Source organism: Aeromonas sp. CA23, assembly GCF_002587065.1.
GTDB classification, from domain to species: domain Bacteria; phylum Pseudomonadota; class Gammaproteobacteria; order Enterobacterales; family Aeromonadaceae; genus Aeromonas; species Aeromonas bestiarum.
Genome location: NZ_CP023818.1, coordinates 1,831,567 through 1,853,747, shown reverse-complemented (window position 1 = coordinate 1,853,747; position 22,181 = coordinate 1,831,567). Strand labels below are relative to the sequence as shown.

The following is a 22,181-nucleotide window of genomic DNA, read 5'->3' as shown; positions in this document are numbered from 1 at the left end:
GGCGCGCTTTTTGTTTCTGCTGTACCTGACGAGAGGAAGCGGATGGCAGGGCTCTGCCTCAGCCATTGCGACCGATAAAGAGATCGGTCACATGGCAGCTGCTTCTGGCCTCCAGCGCATCCAGCATGTAGGCCGCCGCATCTTCCGGGGTCATGAAGCCGCTCGGGTCGACGTGATCCGAGTTGTCCCAGAATTCGCTGCGGATCCCGCTCGGATAGAGGTTGACCAGCCGCAGGGGCGAGCTCTTGAGCTCGGCGCGCAAGGACTCCAGAAAGCCCCGCATGCCCCACTTGGAGGCGCAGTAGAGGCTCTCGTTGGCCTTGCCCACCTGAGCGGCGGAGGAGAGCACGTTGGCCAGCACGCCGCCTTTTTCGCCGATGAGGCGCACCGTCTGCTGGGCCACCAGAATGGTGGAGATGAGGTTGCTCTCCACCACCCGGCGGATCTGCTCGGCGGTGTAGACACCGACCGGGCCGAACTCACCCACCCCGGCGCAGTGCAGCACCAGCTCGGGCAAGCCGCCCCACTCCACCGCGGCAGCAAACGCCACGTCCACTTCCTCGTGGTGCGCCAGATCGGCGGCTATGCCGATCACCGCCTTGCCGAGCAGATCTTCTTGTTCCTGCAACTTCTGATAACGACGCCCCATCATGGATACCCGATGGCCGCGTTCAACCAGACCTATGGTCAGGGCGCGACCCAGACCGGATCCCGCCCCCGTCACTATGATGTGGCCCATTACCGCTCCTCGTCGTCAGCTGACAGTCAGATTAGAAAGTGAATTCGCCGCCGATGAACCAGCCATCAACCCGCTGATCAACGCGGTCGAAGTCCATGCTCGCATCACGCCAGCCGGCACGCACCTTGAGGGGGACGGAAGCGAACTTGTAGGAGCCACCCAGACGGTAGTCATAGTTGTCGGCATCCTGCACGCGGGCATCGCCGAAGGCGGCAAAGCCGGTACCCGGGATGCGCACTTCGGCACCCGTGTAAGCCATCAGCACATCCTTGTCATAGGAGTAGTGCTGGGTGTTGAAATCGCCATCGTAACGACGACCGGTCAGACCCAGGTCGATCTGGAACAGGTCGTTGTTGAACAGGCGATAGTAGAGGCTCAGGTCGTAGGCCATCAGATCGTTGTTGAGGGCGCCGCCGCTGGTACCGAAATCGGACATCTCGAACTTGGCGTTGGGCAGCAGAATGATGCCGTGCTCCAGTTGCAGGTAGCCGCTCCAGTTGTAGTTCTCGTCATAGCTGCCGTTGGCCCCGACACCGTTGATCTGGCCGCTGCCCTGCGCGTTCCATACATCGGTACCGGCAGCGATACGCCAGTCATCAGCAGCCATGGCAGCCTGGCTGAACAGGGCCAGCACACAACCGGCAATCAAGGTCTTCTTCATCATGTCACTCTCTTATGGACTGGAAAGGCCATCATTTTACCCAGTGCGACGGGAATACACAGTGTAAAAAACTGAACAAGCGTCCATTAATGTCAGTGCTGCATGCCTGCCATGGGTTCAATTGGCTTCACTGGCAGGCTCAATTTCAGCGTCTGACCGTCATCCATGGTCAGGGTCAGCGGGAAGGGCGAGCCCTGGGACAGCTCGCGCACCTCGAACAGCATGATGTGGAAACTGCCGGGTTTGAGCGCCACTTCCCCTTTTGCCGGCACTTCTATGCTCTCGACCTGGCGCATCTTCATGACCCCGTTCTCGTGCAGATGGGTGTGCAGCTCGGCCCGACCCACCTCGGGCGAGGCGGCGGCGACCAGCTTCACCGGCGTGTCTGCGTCATTTTTGAGCACCAGAAAGGCGGCTGTATTGGGAGAGCCGGGTGGCAGCAGGCGCACATAGCCATCGACGGCCTCGACCTTGGCCAGAGCAGGCGCCGCCAGACCCAGGGCCAGCAGGGAATAAAACGCACGTTTAAACATGGTTGAAATCCTTTTATGATGTTGTTAAACGCCGTGAAGATTACCGCAGCAGTAAGCTTTTGACAGCCTGTGATAACAAGGATTTAGACATGGACCCCATTATCGTTGCCGAGCAGCAGTATGGCTTGCTCACCCTGACCCTCAATCGCCCCGACAAGCGCAACGCCCTCAATACCGAGATGTATCTCGCCCTCACCGCAGCACTACGCCAAGCGACACAAGATGACGCCGTGCATGTGTTGCTGATACAGGGTCAAAGCGATTGCTTCACCGCCGGCAATGATCTGGCCGACTTTATGGGCAAGAACACGCTGGAGGCGGACGATCCCATTTTGCAGTTCCTGCACACCCTGGCGGATTTTCCCAAACCCGTCATAGCCGCGGTCGCTGGCCCCGCCGTCGGCATAGGCACCACACTGCTGCTGCACTGCGATCTTGTCTATCTGGCGGACAACGCCCGGCTGCAACTGCCGTTCGTCGAGCTGGGGCTAGTGCCGGAGTTTGCCTCCAGTCTGCTGCTGCCCCGCGCCGTGGGCCATCTGAAGGCGGCGGAGCTGTTGCTGCTGGCCGAGGCCATCGATGCCGGTGAGGCGCTGCGTCTGGGCCTCGCCAACCGGGTGGTGGCCGCCGATGCGCTGCTGGCACTGGCCCGTGAGCAGGGTTTGAAACTGGCGGCCAAACCGCCCAAGGCGCTACAGAAGAGCAAGGCCCTGCTCAAGCAGGAGCTCAAACAGGCGGTGCACTTCGTCATCGATCTGGAGGCGCGCGCCTTCTCCCTCGCCCTGCAGGGGGAAGAGGCGCAGCAGCGGATCGCGCAAAGGCTCAAGCCCAGAGGCTGATCCTCAGTTGAGGCGAAAACGGCCGATCAGCTCGCAGCCCTGCATCTTGTCCTGCAGCTGGATCAATTTGGCGATCTCGGGATTGGGGTGACGCTTGAGGAAGGAGATGAGCGCCGCCCGGCAGCAACCCAGCTCACTGATGAGGGCTTCACACCCCAGGTTCGGGCACTGGGGCACCAGCGCAGTCACCAGCTCGGAGGCGAGCTTGAGGTAGCGCAGCTCATAAGCGGGCTCTTCCATGGCGCGCCAGAAGTCGGCAAGCCGATGGCAGGTGGCCACCCGCATGCTGGCCAGTTCGTCCAGATCTGCATCGGCCAGTTCGTACACTTCGGCAAGGGCCTGCTGATAGAGGCAGATGGCGGTGCCGAGCGCCCCGGCCCCCAATGCGTTTTCGGCCTCCAGCATGTAGCGCTGCCAGACATGATTCGTCATGACGATCTCCCTAGTCTATGGGTGGGATACTTATCATGCCCAGTCGAGAATGAATATCAACCCGATGTTTTGTGCAGGTTTTAACCAGAAAAGCCTCGCCGGGTTGGCATAGCCCTCCTCATGCCTTACCATCCGGGTCCATCATCTGGCCTCCACCGTCAGGACACCGCCTTCATGTTGCGACCCCGCTTACCCCAGGATCTGGGCTGCTCGACCCTGTGCGTGCCCCGCCTGCTGGTCTGGATCTATTAGCTGCGCTCCTCGCGCCATTCATCCTGTCCATTCAACGAGGAACACAGCCATGACACCCTGCCAACACTGGTCGCAGGTCGAATACCTGCATCTGACGGTGACCAATCCCAACATCTGCCTCAAGGGGCGGCACAGCTACTACTCGGGGGCCTGGGACGGCCTGTTCGAGCAAGAGGCCGTGCGCTACCTCTATGGCGACAGCGTTAGCCGCAGCCCGGAGACCGGCTGGGAGCCGCTCTGGCACATAGACAGGCTCCACATAGGTGACTATGTGCAAATCGCCGCTGGCGTGAAGATCATCATGGGGGGCAACCACACCCACAACCCGGCCTTCATCAGCACCTATCCGTTTGCCGATCTGGCTGCCCTCAAGCGCAGCTACCGCCCCGCCGGCGATACCCGTATCGGCAACGATGTCTGGATAGGAATGGACGCCATGATAATGCCGGGCGTGACTATCGGGGATGGCGCCATTATCGCCGCCCGCAGCCTGGTGACGCGGGACGTGCCGGCCTACTGCATGGTGGCAGGCACGCCAGCCAGGGTGATCCGCCAGCGCTTTGGCTCGGACGAGATTGCCCGGCTACGGGCGCTCGCCTGGTGGGACTGGCCCGATGAACAGGTACAAGCCCTGCTGCCGCTGATCCAGCAAGGCGAGGTGGCCTTGTTGGAACAAGCCGCCGCCCGCTGGCAACCGGCCGAGCAGGCGTGACGACACCGGAGCGGGGGGCCTGGCACCTCGCTCCGGTGACTGGTTTGGCGCTTGCTCAGCTGCCACTGCGCGACTGATTGACCCGGCACTGCTTGCCGGGATAGCCGGGCAGATCCCCCGCCTTGCTGCTGCATGCCAGCCGCTTGGCCTGATAGAGACGATCCGCCAGATTGGCGCCGTCGATCGGCAACCAGTCCATCTGCTGGCCAAGCCAGCTGGCCCAGGCGAACTCGACGAAATAGACCTGATCCCGCTTGTCGACATAGCCCGCATCCTGCAGCAAGCCCGCCACGGTCCGGTAGGGGTAATCCGGCAGCTCGCCGATATGGGCGGGCAACTGCTCAGGGGTCAGCGGCAGCCCCTTCTCGTCCTTGAGCCAGGCCCAGTGATTGCCCTGCATCTGGCTCCAGAAGCTGGACTTGTCCTGCAGGCGGCCGATCACCTTGACCCTGGCCTGCTTCACCCCCGCCTGCCACAGCGCCTTGGTGAGGTGATGCCTGTCCACCAGCCAGTAGCCGCCATCGGGGGCAATGACGATGGGGATCTCTTTCTTTTTCATCAACTTGTCGAGTTGCTTCGTACTTTTCCCTGCAAGCTCCGCCTGGGTATTGTCGACCTGGATCTGGCCGACTCCGCCCTGGGTCGGGTGCAGCTGATCTATGTTCACCTCACACCAGCTGCCGACCGGACTCCCACGCTCACAAGGCGCCAGCGCCCAGGCGCCCTGACTGATGGACAGGGCCAACAGGATCCATATTCTCATCGTTCACTCCTCTCCCCCTGACAACGGATCCGCGGGTCAACTAAGGTTCCATCGCGTCCCTGAAATCACGGGACTCATACTGGCGGTCTGACCAGCAAACGGGATATCATGATTTCCCGTCTGCCGGCGATCATTTCTCGCCGAGTTTTCTCCCCGCTTCACACTATTTGAAGGATCAACCATGAAAGGATGGAGTCCCTTGCTGGCCCTGCTGGGCTGTGCCTGTGTCCAGGCCGCCGATGTTCCGCCCGGCACTCAACTCGCTGCCGAACAGGCCGTCGTACGTCATCTGAAAGATGAACCGGCGAGCCTGAGCCCGCTCAAACTGGTCGGCCTGCCCGAACTGCAGGTATTGCGGGATCTCTACGAGGGGCTGCTGACCCAGGGGCCGGACGGCAAGGTGCTGCCAGGCGTCGCCGCCAGCTGGGACAACAAGGACAATCAGCAGTTTACCTTCCATCTGCGACCGGATGCGCGCTGGTCCAACGGTGACAAGGTCAAGGCCGCCGACTTCGTCTACGGCTGGCGCAAACTGGTTGATCCGAAAGAGGCCGCGACCTTCGCCTGGTTTGCCCAGCTGGCCCGCTTCGACAAGGTGGACGAGATAGTGGCCGGCAAGCTGGCCCCCAGCGAGCTTGGGGTCAAGGCGCTCGACGAGCACACGCTGCAGGTGACCCTCTCCCAGCCAGTGCCCTATTTCCTGAGCCTGCTGACCCACCCCAGCCTGTCACCGCTGCATCAGGCCAGCATGGAGCAATATGGCAACCAGTGGACCCAGCCCGGCAAGCTGGTCGGCAACGGCGCCTTCGTGCTGAGCCACCGGGTGGTGAACGAGAAGCTGGAGCTGACTCCCAACCCCTATTACTGGGATCGCGCCCATACAGTGCTGACCAAGGTCACCTTCGTGCCCATCAACCAGGAAACCGCCGCCACCAACCGCTACCTGGCAGGGGATCTGCACATCACCGAGTCTTTCCCCAAGGAGCAGTATCACAAGCTGATGCAGCAGATCCCGGGTGAGGTCCATACCCCGGATCAACTCGGCACCTATTACTACGCCTTCAACACCCAACAGCCGCCGCTGAACGATGTGCGGGTGCGCAAGGCGCTCTCCTACACCATCGACCGCGGCCTCATCGCCGCCAAGGTGCTGGGCACGGGCGAGAAACCCGCCTATCACTTCACCCCGGACGTGGTGGCCGGTTTCGAGCCCAAGGCCAACCTGCTCTCCAGCAGCAGCCAGCAGGCGCTGGATGAGAAGGCCAAGGCGCTGCTCAAGGAGGCCGGTTACGGCCCGGGCAAGCCACTCAAACTGACTCTGCTCTACAACACGGCGGAAATTCACAAGAAGATGGCGCTGGCCATCGCCAACCTCTGGAAGCAGAAACTGGGCGCCCAGGTCGAGCTCACCAATCAGGAGTGGAAAACCTATCTCGACAGCCGCCAGAGCGGCCAGTTCGAGGTGATCCGCTCCTCCTGGGTGGCCGATTACAACGACCCCTCCGCCTTCCTCGGTCTGTGGGGCTCCCACCACAGCGGCAACATGGCCCGCTTCGCCAACGCCGGCTACGATGCCCTGCTGACCAAGGCGGCCAGCAGCCAGGATCCCCGCGAGCGGGCCCGGCTGTTCGACCAAGCCGAAACCATATTGCAGGATGAGGCGCCGATCGCCCCCATCTATCAATACACCAACGCCCGGCTGATCAAGCCCTGGCTCAAGGGCTACCCCATCAACAACCCGGAAGACGTGGCCTATAGCCGCCAGCTCTACCTCATCAAGCACTGATCATGCCCGGGGCCGGCCATGCCGGCCCCGCTTTCCCTCTGTTCATGCTCATGTTTTCGGCCTAAAATGCCGCCCTTTCACCCTGTCCCCACCCTATCGTCGTCGGTTTGTTATGCGCTATGTATTGATGATCGCCCTGTTGATGACACTGCCCGCCCAGGCGGCCAGCGAGGCGCAGTGCCGTCAGGCATTCACGGACTGGATGCTGGCCCAGCAAAAACAGTTCAGCGATCGCAAGGCGAGCAAGATGGAACGGCGCAGCGCCGAGCGGGCCATAGATCAGGTGCGCGACGAGTTTGCCAGGCAGGAGAGCTTCTGCCAGGCCATGGAGTGGGTGGAGCACAACCAGGATCAGGATCCTCGCTTCACCCCGCGCTCGGGCGAGATCCACGACTTCGCCCCGGCCAGCTGACGCCACCCCATGAAAAAAGCCCCGAACCTGAGTTCGGGGCTTCTTCATTCGGCAAGCAGGGCAACAGCCTCAGTCGACATAGAAGGTCTGCTGGAAGGTGAGCGTCTGTTGCTGCCCCTCCCCCATGATCTTCAGGGTGAACTGGTAGGTATCCTCGTTGCGATAGGGCAGCACCGCCAGATAGTAGATAGCATCCCCCTCCCTGACCTCCTGGAAGGTCAGGCTACGCAGGGTGCCGGTGAGGTTCTTGGCCTCACCCGTGATACCCACCGCCTGCGCCACGCCCTGCTTGTTCTGTACGGCGATATTGATGATGCCGTTGTAGCGACTGCGCTCCAGACCGTAGGCCTTGGCCACGTCCGGGGTGAGGAAGCTGGAGTTGAAGGCGCTGTAGTGCACCTGCCAGGGGCCCAGCTCCTTCATCTGTTCCGCCCGCAGCGGCAAGGTCATCAGCAGTGCCAACAGGCAGCTTATCCAGGCTGTTTTCATGGTGTCATCCTTCTCGTGTTAACCCTGAGTCTCCAGCAGGGCACTGATCTCGGCAGGGATCTGCCTGGGCGCCTCGATGGCAACCGTCTTGTGCCGCCCCAGCTCCCCGCGCACTATGCGAACCTGCCCCTTGGCCACCTTGAACTGCTTGGCCAGATACTTGATCAAGTGGCTGTTGGCCTGGCCATCCACGGGCGGCGCCGTGATGGCCACTTTCACTTCCTCACCGTGCAGTCCGACGATCTGATCCCGGCTCGCCTTGGGCTGGATCATCAGATGCAATATCAGCTCATCCCCTTCCCGCAGGACGGCTGGCATCAAATCATCCACCACAGCTGGCCGAACAGATCACCCAACAGATAGTTTATGGCCTGCAGCCCGATAAAGGCGACCAGCACGGAGAGATCCAGCCCGCCCAGTGCCGGCAGGATGCGACGAATGGGGGCCAGGAAGGGCTCGGTCAGCTGGTGCATCACGTATTCGATGGGATTGCGACCCTGGCTGACCCAGCTCAGGATGGCGCGAACCAGCAGCACCCAGAAGATCATGGAGCCCGCTTTCTTCAGCACGGTCAGGGCGGCAAACAGGCTGAGGGTGAGCCAGTCGGCCAGCAGCACGTTCATGCTCTTGAGCAGCGCCAGCTTGGCGAAGGCGATGATCAGCGCCAGCAGCACCGAGGCCATGTCCAGCCCGCCGAAGCCCGGAATGACCCGGCGCAGCGGTATCACCAGCGGATTGGTCACCTTGACCACCATCTGGCTCATGGGGTTGTAGAAGTCGGCGCGGGCCCACTGCAGCCAGACGCGCAGCAGCACCACCATGAGGTAGATATCAAAAATCGTGTTAATCAGAAAATAAGCTGTGTTCATCTGAGCTCCAGCGGTAAGAGAAGAGTGTTCAGAAAAGAGTTTCCATCTCGGCGGCCCGTGCGACGGCCGCCTGCATGGCGTGAGCGGTCAGCGGCATCAGCCCCTGCGCCTGGAATGTCTTGATGGCCTCGGCGGTCGTGCCTCCCTTGCTGGTCACCTGCTCGCGCAGGGTTTGCAGCGACAAATCGGGATTCTGCTCCACCATGGCAGCGGCGCCAAGGGCGGTCTGCTGCACCAGCAGGCGCGCCTGCTCGGGCGAGAAGCCCATGGCCTGCGCCTCCTCGGCTATCGCCTGCATGAACAGGAAGAAGTAAGCCGGGGCACTGCCCGCCGCGGCGATGACGCCGTTGATGTCAGACTCCTGCGCCACCCAGAGGGTCTTGCCCACGGCCTGCATCATCTGCTCGGCGAAGTCGCGATCGGCCTGCTCGACCCCGGGGGGGGCATAGAGGCCTGTCATGCCCAATCCCAGCAAGGAGGGGGTGTTGGGCATGGTGCGGATGATGCGAGCGTGACCGCCCGCCATCTCGCCAAGGCGTGCCACCTTGATGCCGGCGGCGATGGAGATGAGCAGCTTGCCCGCCAGCGACCCCAGCTCATCGACCAGCGCAGTCAGCATGCCGGCCATCAACTGGGGCTTGACCGCCAGCACTATGACGTCAGCCTCGCGAGCCGCTTCGGCATTCTGCTGGGTGATGCGGATGCCGTAGTCGCTCGCCAGCGCGTCCAGTTTGGGACGGCTGGGATTGGCGGCTATGATACGCTCGGCCGGATAACCCGCCTGGATCAGGCCGGCAATGATACTGCGGCTCATGTTGCCTGCGCCGATAAAGGCGAGGATTCTTTGCTGCATCAAACACTCCTGTTGCTGAAATAGCTGCTGATACCGGCACGGCCTGCGCCGATGAAGGCGAGGGTTCCATATTGCATCAGGTGGTCTTGCTTATGAATAGTCACGGGCACCGAAGATGGCGGTACCGACCCGCACCATGGTGCTGCCATGGGTGATCGCCAGCTCAAGATCCTCTGTCATGCCCATCGAGAGGGTATCGACACTCGGGTATTGTCGCGCAAGCTCGGTGAACAGAGTCTGCATGCGCACCATCTGGGCGGCCAATACCGCCTCATCACTGGTATGTTCCGGGATGGCCATCAGCCCCCGCAATACCAGCCGTTCGCTGCGGGAGACCAGCTCGGCCAGCCGGAAAATCTCTTGCTCCGACGTTCCGGATTTGCTGCTCTCTCCGCTAATATTGATTTGCAGACAGACATTTAGCGGCGCCAACCCGGCAGGACGCTGGTTGTTGAGGCGCTCGATCAGCTTGTCTCTGTCCACGCTCTGTACCCAGTCGAACCGTTCGGCCACCAGCCTGGACTTGTTCGATTGCAGCGGGCCGATAAAGTGCCACTCTATGTCTGCACAGAGGGCCCGCTCGCGCAGTATATCTATCTTGGTGGCCGCTTCCTGGGCATAGGACTCACCGAAGCGGCGCTGGCCGGCAGCATAGGCCTCGCAAATGGCCTCAAGTGGCTTGGTTTTACTGACCGCAAGCAGGTGGATGTGATCGACACAACGACCCGACTGGCTCGCGGCTTGTACAATACGCTCCTTTACCTGAAGCAGGTGCTGGGCAATCTGGCTCATATTTCGTTAGTGATCTTGTGATGGGAGAATGACAAATCTATGGATATCACAGAGTTATTGGCTTTCAGTGTAAAGCATAAAGCCTCGGATCTACACCTCTCGGCCGGGGTTCCCCCGATGATCCGGGTTGATGGCGAGGTTCGCAAGATCAATTTGCCCGCCCTGGAACACAGGGAAGTGCATGCCCTCATTTACGACATCATGAACGACCACCAGCGCAAGGAGCTGGAGGAAAACTTCGAGGTCGATTTCTCGTTCGAGGTGCCCAACCTGGCCCGTTTCCGGGTCAACGCCTTCCAGCAGGCGCGCGGTTCGGGCGCCGTGTTTCGTACCATCCCCAGCACAGTGCTGAGTTTGGAAGATCTCGATGCCCCCGAGATCTTTCGCAAGATCTCCGAATACCCCCGCGGCCTGGTGCTGGTGACAGGGCCGACCGGCTCGGGCAAATCGACCACCTTGGCGGCCATGGTCAACTACATCAACGAGAACTTCCACCACCACATACTCACCATCGAAGACCCCATCGAATTCGTGCACGAGAACAAGCGCTGCCTGGTGAACCAGCGGGAAGTACACAGGGATACCAAGAGCTTCAGTAACGCCCTGCGCTCGGCACTGCGGGAAGATCCTGACATCATACTGGTAGGCGAGATGCGTGACCTCGAGACCATACGCCTGGCCATGACGGCGGCCGAGACGGGCCACCTGGTGTTTGGCACCCTGCACACCTCGTCGGCGGCCAAGACCATAGACCGTATCATCGACGTCTTCCCCGGCGCGGAAAAAGACATGGTGCGATCCATGCTCTCCGAATCGCTGCGGGCGGTCATCTCCCAGACCCTGCTCAAGCGGATCGGCGGTGGCCGGGTGGCGGCGCACGAGATCATGATGGGCATACCCGCGGTGCGCAACCTCATCCGGGAAGACAAGATCGCCCAGCTCTACTCGGTGATCCAGACCGGGATGACCCACGGCATGCAGACCATGGATCAGAGCCTCAAGCAGCTGGTCAGCCGTGGCGTGGTGGCCTCCCTGGATGCCAAGGCCAAGGCGGTCGACCCCAATAGCGTTTAAGCACAACGAATCTAAGGAAGGAGTCGTTATGAGTCTGGATGCCCTGTTGACCGAACTGGTCGCACGCAAAGGTTCGGATCTGTTCATCACGGTCGGCACGCCCCCCACCCTCAAGGTGAACGGCCATCTGCAGTCCCTGGGGGGAGAGCCGCTCGACAAGAAGAGTGCCCTGACCCTGGTCAAGGAGACATTAAGCCAGGATCACTTCGAGCGTTACATCCGCACCAAGGAAGCCAACTACGCCATCCACCGCGAGGATCTTGGCCGCTTTCGGGTCAGCGCCTTCTGGCAGCAGGATCTGCCGGGCATGGTGCTGCGCCGTATCGAGACCCGGATCCCGACCTTCGACGAGCTGACCCTGCCCCCCATCTTGCAGGAGGTGGCCATGGCCAAGCGCGGGCTTGTGCTGTTCGTCGGCGCCACTGGTGCGGGCAAGTCCACCACCCAGGCCGCCATGATAGGGTTTCGCAACCAGCACGCCGATGGCCATATCCTGACGGTGGAAGACCCGGTGGAATTCGTGCACCAGCACGGCCGCAGCCTGATCACCCAGCGGGAGGTGGGGATAGACACGGAGTCGTTCGACGTGGCGCTGAAGAGCTCGTTGCGCCAGGCACCGGACGTGATCCTCATCGGCGAGATCCGCAGCCAGGAGACCATGGAGTTTGCGCTGCAATTTGCCGAGACGGGTCACCTCTGTCTCGCCACCCTGCACGCCAACAATGCCAACCAGGCGCTGGATCGCATCCTCCACCTGGTACCGCAGGAGAAACACCGCCAGTTCCTGTTTGACCTCTCCTTCAACCTGCGCGCCATCGTCGCCCAGCAACTGCTGCCGAGCGTGGACGGTCGCCGCCGTTTTGCGGCCTTCGAGGTGCTGCTCAACACCCCGCTCATCACCGACATCATCCGCAAGGGGGAGATGCACCGGCTCAAGGAGGTGATGACCAAGTCTACCGAGCTCGGCATGCAGACCTTCGATCAGGCGCTGTTCACCCTGTTCTGTGCCGGCCAAATTGGCTACAGTGAGGCCCTTGCCCATGCCGACTCGGCCAACGACCTGCGACTGCTGATCAAGCTGTCCGGCCGTGAACAGCTGGGTGCAGGCACACTCGACAACGTCACCCTGGATGAATGAGGGGCATGTGTCACCGCTATAAAGGATCGTTATGCTGATTGTGGTTTCCCCGGCCAAGACGCTGGATTACGAGTCGCCTCTGGTGAGCTCCCGTTTCACCCAACCCGAATTGCTGGATCATTCGGCCGAGCTGATCACCCGGGCCCGCCAACTGACGCCGGATCAGATCGCCAGCCTGATGAAGATCAGCGACAAGCTGGCCGGTCTCAACGCCGCCCGCTTCGCCCAGTGGCAACCCGACTTCCATCCTGGCAATGCCCGCCAGGCACTGCTGGCGTTCAAGGGGGATGTCTACACGGGTCTGGCGGTGGAGGATTTCAGCGAAGCGGACCTCGACTTCGCCCAAGGGCACCTGCGCATGCTGTCCGGCCTCTACGGCGTGCTGCGTCCGCTCGATCTCATGATGCCGTATCGGCTGGAGATGGGGATCCGGCTCGATAACGCGCGTGGCAAGGATCTCTATCAGTTCTGGGGGGACATCATCACGGAGCGGCTCAACCAGGCGCTGGCGGCGCAGGGGGATGAGGTGCTGATCAACCTGGCCTCCGACGAGTATTTCAAGTCGGTACGACCCAAGCGCCTGCAAGGGCGGATCGTCACCCCAGTGTTCAAGGACGAGAAGAACGGCCAGTTCAAGATCATCAGCTTCTACGCCAAGAAGGCGCGCGGCATGATGGCCCGTCACATCATCAAGCACCGGTTGACCGAGGTGGAACAATTGACCGGCTTCAACGTCGATGGTTACTACTTCGTGCCAGAAGAGTCCGACGCTCAGACTCTGATGTTTAAACGCGCCGAAAATTAATTACAGAAAGAGGGAACCAAATTCAGGATCCCCGGGTCTGAATACGTGAATCCTCTGTTGTAAGCACTTTTTATCAGCCGACGTCTATGCGTCGGCTTTTTTCTGCGCGCGATCCGCGAACACAACCACATTCACCGCAGGCAGCAAGCAAAACGGCCATCCGAGGATGGCCGTTGCAGCAGGCATGAGCTTATTTCTTTTTCTTCTTAGCGCTCTTCTTCTTGCCATCCTTCGGCTTTTTCTTCTTCACCGGTACCCGCGCCTCTTTGTGCTTGGGACGCAGTTCGTCGATCACCCGGCGCTTGAGACGCTCCTCGGTGTAACGCTCTATCTTGGCGACCATGCCCATGTCGTGGGCTTCCACCAGGCTGATGGCGCAGCCACGGTTGCCGGCGCGGCCGGTCCGACCGATACGGTGCACATAGACGTCTGTGCCATAAGGCATGTCGTAGTTGATGACATGGCTGACGTTGGGCAGATCGATGCCACGGGCGGCGACGTCGGTGGCGATGAGGAAGGGCACTTCTCCCGCATGGAACTTGCGGATCGATTCGATGCGCTTGCTCTGCTCCATCTCGCCCCGGATCCAGGCGCAGGAGACGCCGGCCGCCTGCAACTGGCCGGAGAGCTCCGCCAGCCGTTCACGGGTTCTGACGAAGACGATGGCCTTCTGGGTTTCCGGATCCTTGAGGATATGCACCAGCAGGGCCAGCTTGTGGGCAGCGTCATCGGCCAGATGCACCCACTGGGTGATGGGGCGACGCTCGCTGCGGGGCGGCTCGGCATGCAGCTCCACCGGCTCGTTGAGGATCTCGTTGGCAAACTTCTCGAGACCGGCCCCTTCCAGGGTGGCGGAGAACAGCATGGTGTGCTTGCGATAGCGCGCCTCGGCCACGATACGGTTCACATCCTTGATGAAGCCCATGTCCAGCATGCGATCCGCTTCATCCAGCACCAGCACCTCGATGTCGTGGCTCTCGAACTCCTCTTTCTCTATGTACTCGAGCAGACGACCCGGGGTCGCCACCACTATGTCGGTGGTCTTGGTCAGGGCTGGCAGCTGCTCGTCGTGGCTGACGCCGCCGATGATGGTCTCGATGCTGAGGTTGGTGTGCACCGCCAGCGCCTTGGCGTGGGCGGTGACCTGCAGGGCCAGTTCGCGGGTCGGGGTCAGGATCAGCATGCGGCACGGGCCCGGCTTGCGGCGCGGGAAGTCCAGCAGATGTTGCAGGGCGGGCAGCAGGAAGGCAGCCGTCTTGCCGGTGCCGGTCGGAGCGGATGCCAGAATATCGCGGCCGTCCAGGGCTGGCTCCAGCACCATCTGCTGGATGGTGGTGGGGCGGGTGAATCCCATCTCGGCCAAGGCCCGGTTGAGGGCTGGATTCAGGTCGAAATCATCAAAGGACTGGCTCATGGCAATACTCGGTCATTAAGGAAACGGCAGATTATAGGCGATTATGTCGTCGGCTCCTATGGTGACTGTGGCTTAGTCGCTATAATCGCCGACCATTTTCTGTGTAGCCGGCATATGGTGGGGGTCAGATGGGACGAAATAGTGGTTTTACCTTCAAGCAGTTTCACGTCGAGCACGACCGCTGCGCCATGAAGGTGGGCACGGACGGCATACTGCTGGGCGCCTGGGCTCCGGTTGTCGACGCCCGCCGGGTGCTGGACATTGGCACCGGCAGCGGCCTGATCGCCCTGATGCTGGCCCAGCGCAGCCATGCCGACTGCCTCATTGACGGGGTGGAACTGGATATGGGGGCAGCGACGCAGGCGCGCGAGAACGTGGCGGCCTCCCCCTGGGCCTCACGGGTCAACATAGTGGAAAACGCCATCCAGGATTATCAGGCCCCTCCCTATGATCTCATCGTCTCCAACCCGCCCTATTTCGTGGCAGGTCAGTCATTCAGCGATCCGGCCAGGGCGCTGGCCCGCCATACGGGGGCACTCGGCAGCCGGGATCTGCTGGCTGCGTGCCACCGTTTGCTGAGCGCCACCGGACAGGTAGCCCTGGTGCTGCCAACCGCCATGGCCGATGAAATTTTAGGCATCTCGGCGGATTATGATCTGCATGGCGTTTGTTATACAGCTGTTATCACCAGGGCAGGTAAAGAGGCAAATCGTGTTTTATTGCTACTTGGCAGAGGATTAAGCAGGTGTGAGCAGGATGAGATTGTGATCCATTCTGCTGATGGAGACTATTCCAACAGATACATCCAACTGACCCACCCCTTCTATTTGAAGATGTAAATTTCGTCTTGAACTATTTTTTCACGCCATTATGCTGACTATCAAACGAGCGCCCGCTCCAGACCAGCTCAAACCACTGGTTATGATGAAAAAACAAGCGGCGCTCCTTTTTTTTACTCCTGAGAAATATTACTCAGAGATGAATAAAAACGATAACAAGCAATAGTTTACAAGACAGACGAGGTTGAACTTGACGAAATCACTCACATTATCCGATGTACTCGGATTGGGCTTCATGACCTTTGCCTTCTATCTGGGCGCCGGCAACATCATTTTCCCGCCGCTGGCCGGCTACATGGCTGGCGAGCACCTCTCCCTGGCCATGCTGGGCTTCCTGGTGACCGCCGTGGGCCTGCCCCTCATTACCATCCTCGCCGTCGCCAAGGCGGGCAACGGCTGGGCCGGCATGACCAAACTGCTGCCTGCCGGACTGGCAACCGCACTGGCGGTCGCCATCTACATCATCATAGGCCCGGCCTTCGCGGCTCCCCGAACCGGTCTGGTGGCCTACGAGATGGGCCTCAAGCCCTTCATTGGCGACCTGGGTCAGGCCGGTCTGGCTGCCTACACAGTGATCTTCTTCGGAGTCGCCGTACTGGTCTCCATGAACCAGGGCAAGCTGATGGATGCCATCGGCAAGTACCTGACCCCGGTGTTGATGCTGCTGTTGCTGACCTTGGCCGTGGGTGTGTTCATCGCGCCGCAGGGTACAATGCCAGCCGCGTCCGGTGACTATCAGAACGGCCCCTTCGTGAAAGGGATCCTGGAAGGCTATAACACCATGGACACCCTGGCGTCCCTGATGTTTGGCGCCCTGATCGTCGATCTGCTGCGTCAGAAAGGCATCCACGACTACCGTAGCCAGTTCAAGTATCTGGCCATCGCCGGCGTCATCTCCGCCATCGGCCTGTCCGTGGTCTATGTCTCCCTGTTCCAGCTGGGCAACACGGCTGCCGGCGTCGCCACCGACGTCAGCAATGGCGGTGCCATCGTCAACGCCTACGTGCTGAGCCTGTTCGGCCAGCCAGGTCAGTTCATTCTGGCGGCCATCATCACCTTGGCCTGCTTCACCACGGCCGTGGGCCTGATCTCCGCCTGCTCCGACTTCTTCCACAACCTCACGGGTGTGGCTTACAAGAAGCTGGTGCTGTTGCTGGGTGCCATCTGCGCCGTGGTCGCCAACGTGGGTCTGAGCCAGCTGATCAGCCTGTCCATTCCGGTGCTGGTCGCCATCTATCCGGTCGCCGTGGCCCTGGTGCTGGTCACCTTCCTGAAGGGTTACTTCGGTCGCCCGCGCCTGGTGTTCCGCTCCGTGTTGATGGTCGCCTTCCTGTTCGGTTGCCTGGATGGCCTGGGCGCCGCCGGCATGAAGATGGATGCCTTCGCCTTCCTGCCGCTGTTTGACAAGGGCCTCGCCTGGTTGCTGCCGACCCTGCTGGCCTGTGGCCTTGGCGTTGTGATGCGTTCCAGCGAGAAGCTGGCTGCCGAAGCCGCCTGATCCCGCTTCGCTATGCCTTCTGAAGAGCCTGCCTTGTGCAGGCTCTTTGTTTTTTGCCGCGAAGCGGGGTTGTGTTGATCCTCTCCATCTGGCGATACAGCCAGAGTCACGAGCTTGCCTAAGAGTGTAGCCGGACAGGGTTCTGACCTTCCATATCACCATTGCCGCCAGCCGACCGGTAGCAAATACCAAAATAAAGAATTGTTTCAAAATATTAATCTGATATTGGCCAATCAAATTAGTTTGTTATGCTATTAATGGGCCATTCATTGCTGCATTTGAGGAAACGGTTCCGTTGGATCATTCCCATGGCAGCAAGCAGGCCCGGAATCTGCCCAGTCGCAGGTGAAAACAAGAGACAAAAAAATAGACATGGCAGATGAGGTTAGATTTGACGAAATCACTTAAGTTGTCCGACATATTCGGATTGGGTTTTATGACGTTTGCCTTCTATCTGGGGGCAGGCAATATCATTTTTCCACCGCTGGCCGGCTTTATGGCCGGTGAGCATCTGATGGCTGCCATGGCAGGTTTCCTGCTGACGGCGGTGGGCCTGCCCCTGCTTACCCTGATTGCCGTGGCAAAGAGCTGTGCCGGGCAAGGTAGCGGTGGCTGGACGGCGATGACCCGCTATCTGCCTGCCGGAACGGCCACGGCGCTGGCCATCGCCATCTACATCATCATGGGGCCGGCCTTTGCCATTCCCCGCACCGGCCTGGTCGCCTACGAGATGGGACTCAAACCCTGGCTGGGTGCAGCCGGTCAGAGCGGCTTGCTGCTCTACACCTTGCCCTTCTTTGCCCTGGTGAGCCTGATAGCGCTGGATCGGGGCAAGCTGCTCGATGCCATCGGCAAATATCTGACCCCGGCACTGATGGTGATGTTGCTGATCCTCGCACTCGGCGTATTCATTGCACCACAGGGAGGCATGCCGGAAGCCAGCGGCGAGTATGTCGACACCCCCCTAATCAGAGGCATGCTGGAGGGGTACAACACCATGGATACCCTGGCGTCCCTGATGTTCGGCACCCTCATCATCGGCCTGTTGCGCCAGAAAGGAATCGAGGATTATCCGAGCCAGTTCAAGTACCTGACCATCGCCGGCCTGATCTCGGCGGCGGGCCTGTCGGCGGTCTACATCTCGCTCTTTCACCTCGGCAACAGTGCCGCCGGCGTGGCCGGCGATATCAGCAATGGCGGTGCCATCGTCAACGCCTATGTGTTGAGCCTGTTTGGCCTGCCAGGCCAGTTCATCCTGGCAGCCATCATTACCCTGGCCTGCTTTACCAGCGCGGTCGGCTTGCTGTGCGCCGGGGCCGACTATTTCCACGGGCTGACCGGCTGGGCATACCGCAAGTGGGTGCTGCTGCTGGGCAGCTTGTGTGCGCTGGTGGCCAACGTGGGTCTGAGCCAGCTCATCAGCCTCTCCATTCCGGTGCTGGTTGCCATCTATCCGGTCGCCGTGGCACTGGTGCTGGTCACCTTCCTGAAGGGTTGCTTCGGTCGTCCTCGTCTGGTGTTCCGCGCCGTGCTGCTGGTCGCCTTCCTGTTCGGTTGCCTGGACGGCCTGGGCGCCGCCGGCATGAAGATGGATGCCTTCGCCTTCCTGCCGCTGTTTGACAAGGGCCTCGCCTGGTTGCTGCCGACCCTGCTGGCCTGTGGCCTTGGCATGGTGACGCGTTCCAGCGAGAAGCTGGCTGCCGAAGCCGCCTGACCACTCTCAAACCAATAAAAAAGAGGCCAGCATATGCTGGCCTCTTTCATTTTCTGATGTTGTCGTCGACTTCACAGCAGAGGCTCTACCGGTTTGGGCCTGCCTTCCAGGCCATACCAGTGGGTCTCGACCCGACCGGCGTGCCACTGGAAGGTGCCCCAGGGCCTGTCTGCCTGCCAGCGTGGAAAACTCACCACCACCTTGTTGTCGTTGTACTTGTAGAGCGAGGTGTTGATCTGGATATCAGACAGTATGAGCAGCAGAGTCCAACCGATGAAGAACCATTTCAGCGCTTTCCACATAGGGTTACTCGAAGCAGATTTCGATGGTGGCCCGGCCATAATCTGACTCGAACGGCATCATGATCTTGGTGCCATCGGCCCTGTGGGTGATGGTGTGGTTGGGGCCCGAGACTATGATGGGGGTCGCCATGTCGAACTCGTAGCCTTTCTCCCCCAGCATGCGCTTGGCGCCACCGGTGACCATGTTGGTGATCTCGCCCACCATGTCGGTCACTTCTTCATTGATGGTGGCGGGGGCTTCCCCCAGCATGCGGCGCATAATCTCGAGCGCCAACCCCTTCTCGAAGCTGATGGAAAGCGAGCCACGGGTCTGCGGACCCACCATGCCGATGAGGCCTGAGACATCCCCTCGCGCCAGTTCATCCATCTTGCGCTTGGGTTTACCCGGTTTAAGCTCCAACTGTGCCATGGTGGAGAGCACATTGAGCAGGGAAAGCAGGAACGGGTTTACAAAATCAGCCTTCATGTTGATTTCCTACGGTGGGCGTACAGCGAGCACATTGGCCATGTGCCTCTATTGTCTTATTGGTAATAGTAAAACCATGCTGATGGGCCTGCTCGGAAAACGCGCTGTCGATCGCCGTGTCATGGAGTTCGACCACCTCGCCACACCGATCGCAGATCAGCAGTTGCATCGGGTGGGCATGGTCAAAGTGACAACAGAATATGAAGGCGTTGAGCGACTCCACCTTGTGGGCAAAGCCCTGTTCGAGCAGAAAATCGAGTGCCCGATAGACAGTAGGCGGCTTGGCATGAGCCTCGGTTTGCTGCAGCTGGGCTAACAAATCATAGGCGCTGATGGCGTTGCCGTGAGCAGCCAGCAGAGTGAAAACCTGGCGCCGGGTAGGGGTGAAGCGGATCCCGCGTTGTTCGCAGAGTCGTTCGGCTCGTTGTAAAAGTTGGTCTTGATTCATGATCACGCAAATACCCTTTTTATTAGCCGGATACTATCACAGGGCCCCCAGTGGCGCGGCGACAAAATTCATTTTCTGGGGCTGCCTCACGTTGTGATAAAATCCGGCCCCTTTGTTTAGCCAACCCGGATGATTTTTATGCAGGCGCAGCGTTTTTCCATCGCCCCCATGCTGGACTGGACCGATCGGCATTGCCGTTATTTCCACCGTCTGATGACCCGCCAGACCTTGCTCTATACCGAGATGGTAACCACGGGCGCCATCATCCATGGCAAAGGGGATTATCTGGGCTACAGCGAGCAGGAGCATCCCATCTCGCTGCAGCTGGGTGGCAGCAATCCGGCCGATCTCGCGCGCTGCGCCAAACTGGCCGAAGAGCGCGGCTATGACGAGGTGAACATCAACGTCGGCTGCCCCTCTGATCGGGTGCAAAACGGTCGCTTCGGTGCCTGCCTGATGGGCGAACCCGCGCTGGTGGCCGACTGCGTCAAGGCGATGCGCGATGTGGTGGACATCCCGGTCACCGTCAAGACCCGGATCGGCATCGACGAGCAGGACTCTTACGAATTCTTGCAGGCCTTCATCGAGCAGGTGCGCGATGCCGGTTGCGATACCTTCATCGTACACGCCCGCAAGGCCTGGCTCAGCGGCCTGAGCCCGCGGGAGAACCGCGAGATACCGCCGCTCGACTATCCGCGGGTCTATCGGGTCAAGCAGGATTATCCTGAACTGACCATAGCCCTCAACGGCGGTGTCACCTCCATCGAGCAGACCCTGGAGCACCTGCAGCAGGTGGACGGGGTCATGATGGGGCGCGAAGCCTATCAGAATCCCTATCTCCTGGCGCAAGTGGACAATCTGGTGTTCGGCCAGAACAACGCTGTGCCGAGCCGTCACGAGGTGGTGCGGATGATGCTGCCCTACATGGAGCAGGAGCTGGCCAAGGACAACTACCTATCCCACATGACCCGCCACATGCTGGGCCTGTTCCAGAACATGCAGGGTGCCCGCGCCTGGCGTCGTCACCTGAGCGAGAACGCCTGCAAGCCGGGCGCCGGCATTCAGGTCGTGCTGGATGCCATGGCCAAGGTGCCGGAATTCGCCAGCGCCGAGTCGGTGGAGTAATCATGTATCGCTTCACTGGTTCATGGCTGCACAAGGCGCTGGTCCGGCTCTGCGCCGGCCTGCTCGCCATCCTCGGCCTCAAGCTCAGCGCCTTCTACTTTCTCGGGTTGCTGATCGTGCTGGGCCTGCACAGGGAGCAGTTGCTGGGCTGATCCTCATCGCCTTCAGCACCAATGAAAAAGCCGGTAACACCAGGTGTTGCCGGCTTTTCTATGCGTGGCCATCGCGCTGACGCTATTCCCCCTTGTCCACAAACTGCAGTTCGGGTGCAAATGACGTCAGCACATCGGCACAGTAGTCCCAGGTCGAGATGCGATAATGCTGCAGATCCTCGTCCAGATGAAGCCCCTCCGATTCCTGATGGAACCAGCTGGCAAAACGGGACGGGGTGATGAGCTGGATCTGCTCCTCGATGGCATGGCTCTCCTTGCCTTCCGACAGATCGCAATCTTCCATGACCCGCACGGCGAAGATATGACGAAAGTAGACCCGGCACAGGATCTGTGGCGGCAGATCTATGCTGCGCGCCCGACCCAGCATGACGGTCAGGGAGTCACTCCAGATATCCTGATGAAGTTCGGCCACAACCAGGCCTGGGGGGAGTTGGCGGGACGGAGCCCAAGGTACGGCAACCTGCCGAATGGCATTTTTCTGTTCCATCATCCACCTCACTACGGCGCACGCCATATCTTGAGTGTATCTGAAACAAATTCCGCTGACGATGGCAATAAAAAACCCGGCTGGCGCCGGGTTTTACACGATTACTTGACGGCGTCTTTGAGCGCCTTGCCTGCCACAAAGGACGGCACATTCGCGGCTGCAATCTGGATTTCTTTACCAGTTTGCGGGTTACGGCCGGTACGGCCCGCGCGATGGTTCACCTTGAAGGTACCAAAACCCACCAACTGCACAGCATCGCCTTCTTTCAGGCTCTGGGTAATACCATTGATGATCTCTTCCAGAGCAACTTTGGCCTGAGCTTTGCTCAGATCGGCTTTGGCGGCAATTGCATCGACAAGTTGAGCTTTGTTCATAACATTTCCTTTATGATCGGGCATTTAGCACCGGGCCACTCTATTCAAAAAAAAACACTCAGGCAAAGGCTTTATCAGCCAGATTGGCTTGAATGCTGGGGTTTTCATCAAGATCTGCGGAAATAGTCACATATCTCGCCCCTTCGTTATCGCGATGGATTGGAAGAGGAGAGCAAATGATGGGGTCTTGTA

The 22,181-nt window shown here is 60.2% G+C and carries 28 protein-coding genes; 12 read left to right on the top strand and 16 right to left on the bottom strand.

Going from position 1 to position 22,181, the window contains the following annotated elements:
• Positions 1–58 precede the first annotated feature (58 nt).
• The 3 genes from CK910_RS08815 to CK910_RS08805 form a co-directional block, all read right to left on the bottom strand.
• Positions 59–739, bottom strand: coding sequence for an SDR family oxidoreductase (locus tag CK910_RS08815; RefSeq protein WP_098982319.1), 681 nt, complete (start codon positions 737–739; stop codon positions 59–61).
• A 31-nt stretch (positions 740–770) separates the two neighbouring features.
• A complete protein-coding gene (locus CK910_RS08810; RefSeq protein ID WP_042865656.1) occupies positions 771–1,400 on the bottom strand; it encodes a TIGR04219 family outer membrane beta-barrel protein in 630 nt (209 codons plus the stop codon).
• A 92-nt stretch (positions 1,401–1,492) separates the two neighbouring features.
• Positions 1,493–1,933, bottom strand: coding sequence for a copper chaperone PCu(A)C (locus CK910_RS08805; RefSeq protein WP_098982317.1), 441 nt, complete (start codon positions 1,931–1,933; stop codon positions 1,493–1,495).
• An 89-nt stretch (positions 1,934–2,022) separates the two neighbouring features.
• Between CK910_RS08805 and CK910_RS08800 the strand changes: the two genes are divergently transcribed.
• Entirely contained in the window at positions 2,023–2,772 is a 750-nt protein-coding gene (locus CK910_RS08800) for an enoyl-CoA hydratase-related protein (RefSeq protein ID WP_172955274.1), read from the top strand.
• 3 nt (positions 2,773–2,775) lie between these two features.
• Here the strand turns inward: CK910_RS08800 and CK910_RS08795 are convergent, their stop codons facing one another.
• The gene (locus tag CK910_RS08795) at positions 2,776–3,204 is read right to left on the bottom strand and encodes a DUF2753 family protein (protein WP_098982311.1); all 429 of its coding nucleotides are present in this window, start codon (positions 3,202–3,204) and stop codon (positions 2,776–2,778) included.
• Between the two features lie 301 nt (positions 3,205–3,505).
• On the opposite strand from CK910_RS08795, the gene CK910_RS08790 reads away from it, so the two are divergent.
• Positions 3,506–4,168: a CatB-related O-acetyltransferase gene (locus tag CK910_RS08790; protein WP_098982309.1), complete on the top strand. Its 663-nt coding sequence runs from the start codon at positions 3,506–3,508 to the stop codon at positions 4,166–4,168.
• 55 nt (positions 4,169–4,223) lie between these two features.
• Here CK910_RS08790 and CK910_RS08785 read toward each other — a convergent pair whose 3' ends face one another.
• On the bottom strand, positions 4,224–4,931 hold the full coding sequence (locus CK910_RS08785) for a ParB-like protein (protein WP_098982306.1): 708 nt from the start codon (positions 4,929–4,931) through the stop codon (positions 4,224–4,226).
• Positions 4,932–5,112: 181 nt separating this feature from the next.
• Here CK910_RS08785 and CK910_RS08780 point away from each other — a divergent pair, with 181 nt between their 5' ends.
• Entirely contained in the window at positions 5,113–6,717 is a 1,605-nt protein-coding gene (locus CK910_RS08780) for a peptide ABC transporter substrate-binding protein (RefSeq protein WP_043554523.1), read from the top strand.
• Positions 6,718–6,829: 112 nt separating this feature from the next.
• Positions 6,830–7,129, top strand: a complete 300-nt coding sequence (locus tag CK910_RS08775) for a hypothetical protein (RefSeq protein WP_098982304.1) — start codon at positions 6,830–6,832, stop codon at positions 7,127–7,129.
• A gap of 69 nt (positions 7,130–7,198) precedes the next feature.
• Here the strand turns inward: CK910_RS08775 and CK910_RS08770 are convergent, their stop codons facing one another.
• The 5 genes from CK910_RS08770 to CK910_RS08750 form a co-directional block, all read right to left on the bottom strand.
• Positions 7,199–7,618, bottom strand: coding sequence for a DUF4426 domain-containing protein (locus CK910_RS08770; RefSeq protein WP_098982302.1), 420 nt, complete (start codon positions 7,616–7,618; stop codon positions 7,199–7,201).
• Positions 7,619–7,636: 18 nt separating this feature from the next.
• Positions 7,637–7,936: a DUF167 family protein YggU gene (yggU, locus tag CK910_RS08765; protein WP_043554521.1), complete on the bottom strand. Its 300-nt coding sequence runs from the start codon at positions 7,934–7,936 to the stop codon at positions 7,637–7,639.
• The gene (locus CK910_RS08760) at positions 7,936–8,487 is read right to left on the bottom strand and encodes a YggT family protein (RefSeq protein ID WP_043142388.1); all 552 of its coding nucleotides are present in this window, start codon (positions 8,485–8,487) and stop codon (positions 7,936–7,938) included. The genes yggU and CK910_RS08760 overlap by 1 nt, the downstream gene beginning before the upstream one ends.
• Before the next feature lie 28 nt (positions 8,488–8,515).
• Entirely contained in the window at positions 8,516–9,340 is an 825-nt protein-coding gene (proC, locus tag CK910_RS08755; RefSeq protein ID WP_098982299.1) for a pyrroline-5-carboxylate reductase, read from the bottom strand.
• A 90-nt stretch (positions 9,341–9,430) separates the two neighbouring features.
• Positions 9,431–10,132 (bottom strand): YggS family pyridoxal phosphate-dependent enzyme, encoded by a 702-nt coding sequence (locus CK910_RS08750; protein ID WP_098982296.1) that lies wholly within the window; start codon positions 10,130–10,132, stop codon positions 9,431–9,433.
• Positions 10,133–10,171: 39 nt separating this feature from the next.
• Between CK910_RS08750 and tapT the strand changes: the two genes are divergently transcribed.
• From tapT to yaaA, 3 genes are read left to right on the top strand one after another with little or no spacing between them, the layout of a single operon-like run.
• A complete protein-coding gene (tapT, locus tag CK910_RS08745) occupies positions 10,172–11,206 on the top strand; it encodes a type IVa pilus ATPase TapT (protein ID WP_042063177.1) in 1,035 nt (344 codons plus the stop codon).
• Positions 11,207–11,234: 28 nt separating this feature from the next.
• Positions 11,235–12,344 (top strand): type IVa pilus ATPase TapU, encoded by a 1,110-nt coding sequence (gene tapU / locus CK910_RS08740; protein WP_043142397.1) that lies wholly within the window; start codon positions 11,235–11,237, stop codon positions 12,342–12,344.
• Positions 12,345–12,375: 31 nt separating this feature from the next.
• A complete protein-coding gene (yaaA, locus tag CK910_RS08735; RefSeq protein ID WP_043142400.1) occupies positions 12,376–13,149 on the top strand; it encodes a peroxide stress protein YaaA in 774 nt (257 codons plus the stop codon).
• A 190-nt stretch (positions 13,150–13,339) separates the two neighbouring features.
• Here yaaA and srmB read toward each other — a convergent pair whose 3' ends face one another.
• Positions 13,340–14,563, bottom strand: a complete 1,224-nt coding sequence (gene srmB, locus CK910_RS08730) for an ATP-dependent RNA helicase SrmB (RefSeq protein ID WP_098982293.1) — start codon at positions 14,561–14,563, stop codon at positions 13,340–13,342.
• A 128-nt stretch (positions 14,564–14,691) separates the two neighbouring features.
• Here srmB and CK910_RS08725 point away from each other — a divergent pair, with 128 nt between their 5' ends.
• From CK910_RS08725 to brnQ (CK910_RS08715), 3 genes are all read left to right on the top strand, one after another.
• Positions 14,692–15,402, top strand: coding sequence for a tRNA1(Val) (adenine(37)-N6)-methyltransferase (locus tag CK910_RS08725; protein ID WP_098982291.1), 711 nt, complete (start codon positions 14,692–14,694; stop codon positions 15,400–15,402).
• Positions 15,403–15,592: 190 nt separating this feature from the next.
• The gene (brnQ, locus tag CK910_RS08720; protein WP_098985046.1) at positions 15,593–16,900 is read left to right on the top strand and encodes a branched-chain amino acid transport system II carrier protein; all 1,308 of its coding nucleotides are present in this window, start codon (positions 15,593–15,595) and stop codon (positions 16,898–16,900) included.
• Between the two features lie 436 nt (positions 16,901–17,336).
• Positions 17,337–18,614 (top strand): branched-chain amino acid transport system II carrier protein, encoded by a 1,278-nt coding sequence (brnQ, locus tag CK910_RS08715; protein WP_253852849.1) that lies wholly within the window; start codon positions 17,337–17,339, stop codon positions 18,612–18,614.
• Between the two features lie 71 nt (positions 18,615–18,685).
• On the opposite strand, the gene CK910_RS08710 is transcribed toward brnQ (CK910_RS08715), so the two are convergent.
• Genes CK910_RS08710 through zur form a run of 3 tightly spaced genes read right to left on the bottom strand, consistent with a single transcriptional unit; the run spans position 18,686 to position 19,830 of the window.
• Positions 18,686–18,916, bottom strand: coding sequence for a hypothetical protein (locus CK910_RS08710; protein ID WP_043554511.1), 231 nt, complete (start codon positions 18,914–18,916; stop codon positions 18,686–18,688).
• A gap of 4 nt (positions 18,917–18,920) precedes the next feature.
• Positions 18,921–19,382 (bottom strand): chemotaxis protein CheX, encoded by a 462-nt coding sequence (locus CK910_RS08705; protein WP_016351979.1) that lies wholly within the window; start codon positions 19,380–19,382, stop codon positions 18,921–18,923.
• Positions 19,372–19,830 carry a zinc uptake transcriptional repressor Zur gene (gene zur, locus CK910_RS08700; protein WP_080741192.1) on the bottom strand — a complete coding sequence of 153 codons (459 nt, stop codon included), beginning with the start codon at positions 19,828–19,830 and terminating at the stop codon, positions 19,372–19,374. The genes CK910_RS08705 and zur overlap by 11 nt, the downstream gene beginning before the upstream one ends.
• Positions 19,831–19,968: 138 nt before the next feature.
• Between zur and dusA the strand changes: the two genes are divergently transcribed.
• The gene (gene dusA, locus CK910_RS08695; RefSeq protein WP_098982288.1) at positions 19,969–20,955 is read left to right on the top strand and encodes a tRNA dihydrouridine(20/20a) synthase DusA; all 987 of its coding nucleotides are present in this window, start codon (positions 19,969–19,971) and stop codon (positions 20,953–20,955) included.
• Positions 20,956–20,957: 2 nt separating this feature from the next.
• Positions 20,958–21,107, top strand: coding sequence for a hypothetical protein (locus CK910_RS08690; protein ID WP_098982287.1), 150 nt, complete (start codon positions 20,958–20,960; stop codon positions 21,105–21,107).
• An 82-nt stretch (positions 21,108–21,189) separates the two neighbouring features.
• Here CK910_RS08690 and CK910_RS08685 read toward each other — a convergent pair whose 3' ends face one another.
• Both CK910_RS08685 and hupA read right to left on the bottom strand, forming a co-directional pair.
• Positions 21,190–21,615, bottom strand: a complete 426-nt coding sequence (locus tag CK910_RS08685; protein ID WP_005320448.1) for a hypothetical protein — start codon at positions 21,613–21,615, stop codon at positions 21,190–21,192.
• A gap of 101 nt (positions 21,616–21,716) precedes the next feature.
• The gene (gene hupA / locus CK910_RS08680; protein WP_005305063.1) at positions 21,717–21,989 is read right to left on the bottom strand and encodes a nucleoid-associated protein HU-alpha; all 273 of its coding nucleotides are present in this window, start codon (positions 21,987–21,989) and stop codon (positions 21,717–21,719) included.
• Between the last annotated feature and the right edge of the window lie 192 nt (positions 21,990–22,181).

What these genes read in the sequence shown, in the direction of transcription:
- CK910_RS08815 (WP_098982319.1), bottom strand. Translation starts at nt 739, where the DNA reads ATGGGCCACATCATAGTGACGGGGGCGGGATCCGGTCTGGGTCGCGCC.
- CK910_RS08810 (WP_042865656.1), bottom strand. Translation starts at nt 1,400, where the DNA reads ATGAAGAAGACCTTGATTGCCGGTTGTGTGCTGGCCCTGTTCAGCCAG.
- CK910_RS08805 (WP_098982317.1), bottom strand. Translation starts at nt 1,933, where the DNA reads ATGTTTAAACGTGCGTTTTATTCCCTGCTGGCCCTGGGTCTGGCGGCG.
- CK910_RS08800 (WP_172955274.1), top strand. Translation starts at nt 2,023, where the DNA reads ATGGACCCCATTATCGTTGCCGAGCAGCAGTATGGCTTGCTCACCCTG.
- CK910_RS08795 (WP_098982311.1), bottom strand. Translation starts at nt 3,204, where the DNA reads ATGACGAATCATGTCTGGCAGCGCTACATGCTGGAGGCCGAAAACGCA.
- CK910_RS08790 (WP_098982309.1), top strand. Translation starts at nt 3,506, where the DNA reads ATGACACCCTGCCAACACTGGTCGCAGGTCGAATACCTGCATCTGACG.
- CK910_RS08785 (WP_098982306.1), bottom strand. Translation starts at nt 4,931, where the DNA reads ATGAGAATATGGATCCTGTTGGCCCTGTCCATCAGTCAGGGCGCCTGG.
- CK910_RS08780 (WP_043554523.1), top strand. Translation starts at nt 5,113, where the DNA reads ATGAAAGGATGGAGTCCCTTGCTGGCCCTGCTGGGCTGTGCCTGTGTC.
- CK910_RS08775 (WP_098982304.1), top strand. Translation starts at nt 6,830, where the DNA reads ATGCGCTATGTATTGATGATCGCCCTGTTGATGACACTGCCCGCCCAG.
- CK910_RS08770 (WP_098982302.1), bottom strand. Translation starts at nt 7,618, where the DNA reads ATGAAAACAGCCTGGATAAGCTGCCTGTTGGCACTGCTGATGACCTTG.
- yggU (WP_043554521.1), bottom strand. Translation starts at nt 7,936, where the DNA reads ATGCCAGCCGTCCTGCGGGAAGGGGATGAGCTGATATTGCATCTGATG.
- CK910_RS08760 (WP_043142388.1), bottom strand. Translation starts at nt 8,487, where the DNA reads ATGAACACAGCTTATTTTCTGATTAACACGATTTTTGATATCTACCTC.
- proC (WP_098982299.1), bottom strand. Translation starts at nt 9,340, where the DNA reads ATGCAGCAAAGAATCCTCGCCTTTATCGGCGCAGGCAACATGAGCCGC.
- CK910_RS08750 (WP_098982296.1), bottom strand. Translation starts at nt 10,132, where the DNA reads ATGAGCCAGATTGCCCAGCACCTGCTTCAGGTAAAGGAGCGTATTGTA.
- tapT (WP_042063177.1), top strand. Translation starts at nt 10,172, where the DNA reads ATGGATATCACAGAGTTATTGGCTTTCAGTGTAAAGCATAAAGCCTCG.
- tapU (WP_043142397.1), top strand. Translation starts at nt 11,235, where the DNA reads ATGAGTCTGGATGCCCTGTTGACCGAACTGGTCGCACGCAAAGGTTCG.
- yaaA (WP_043142400.1), top strand. Translation starts at nt 12,376, where the DNA reads ATGCTGATTGTGGTTTCCCCGGCCAAGACGCTGGATTACGAGTCGCCT.
- srmB (WP_098982293.1), bottom strand. Translation starts at nt 14,563, where the DNA reads ATGAGCCAGTCCTTTGATGATTTCGACCTGAATCCAGCCCTCAACCGG.
- CK910_RS08725 (WP_098982291.1), top strand. Translation starts at nt 14,692, where the DNA reads ATGGGACGAAATAGTGGTTTTACCTTCAAGCAGTTTCACGTCGAGCAC.
- brnQ (WP_253852849.1), top strand. Translation starts at nt 17,337, where the DNA reads ATGACGTTTGCCTTCTATCTGGGGGCAGGCAATATCATTTTTCCACCG.
- CK910_RS08710 (WP_043554511.1), bottom strand. Translation starts at nt 18,916, where the DNA reads ATGTGGAAAGCGCTGAAATGGTTCTTCATCGGTTGGACTCTGCTGCTC.
- CK910_RS08705 (WP_016351979.1), bottom strand. Translation starts at nt 19,382, where the DNA reads ATGAAGGCTGATTTTGTAAACCCGTTCCTGCTTTCCCTGCTCAATGTG.
- zur (WP_080741192.1), bottom strand. Translation starts at nt 19,830, where the DNA reads ATGAATCAAGACCAACTTTTACAACGAGCCGAACGACTCTGCGAACAA.
- dusA (WP_098982288.1), top strand. Translation starts at nt 19,969, where the DNA reads ATGCAGGCGCAGCGTTTTTCCATCGCCCCCATGCTGGACTGGACCGAT.
- CK910_RS08690 (WP_098982287.1), top strand. Translation starts at nt 20,958, where the DNA reads ATGTATCGCTTCACTGGTTCATGGCTGCACAAGGCGCTGGTCCGGCTC.
- CK910_RS08685 (WP_005320448.1), bottom strand. Translation starts at nt 21,615, where the DNA reads ATGGAACAGAAAAATGCCATTCGGCAGGTTGCCGTACCTTGGGCTCCG.
- hupA (WP_005305063.1), bottom strand. Translation starts at nt 21,989, where the DNA reads ATGAACAAAGCTCAACTTGTCGATGCAATTGCCGCCAAAGCCGATCTG.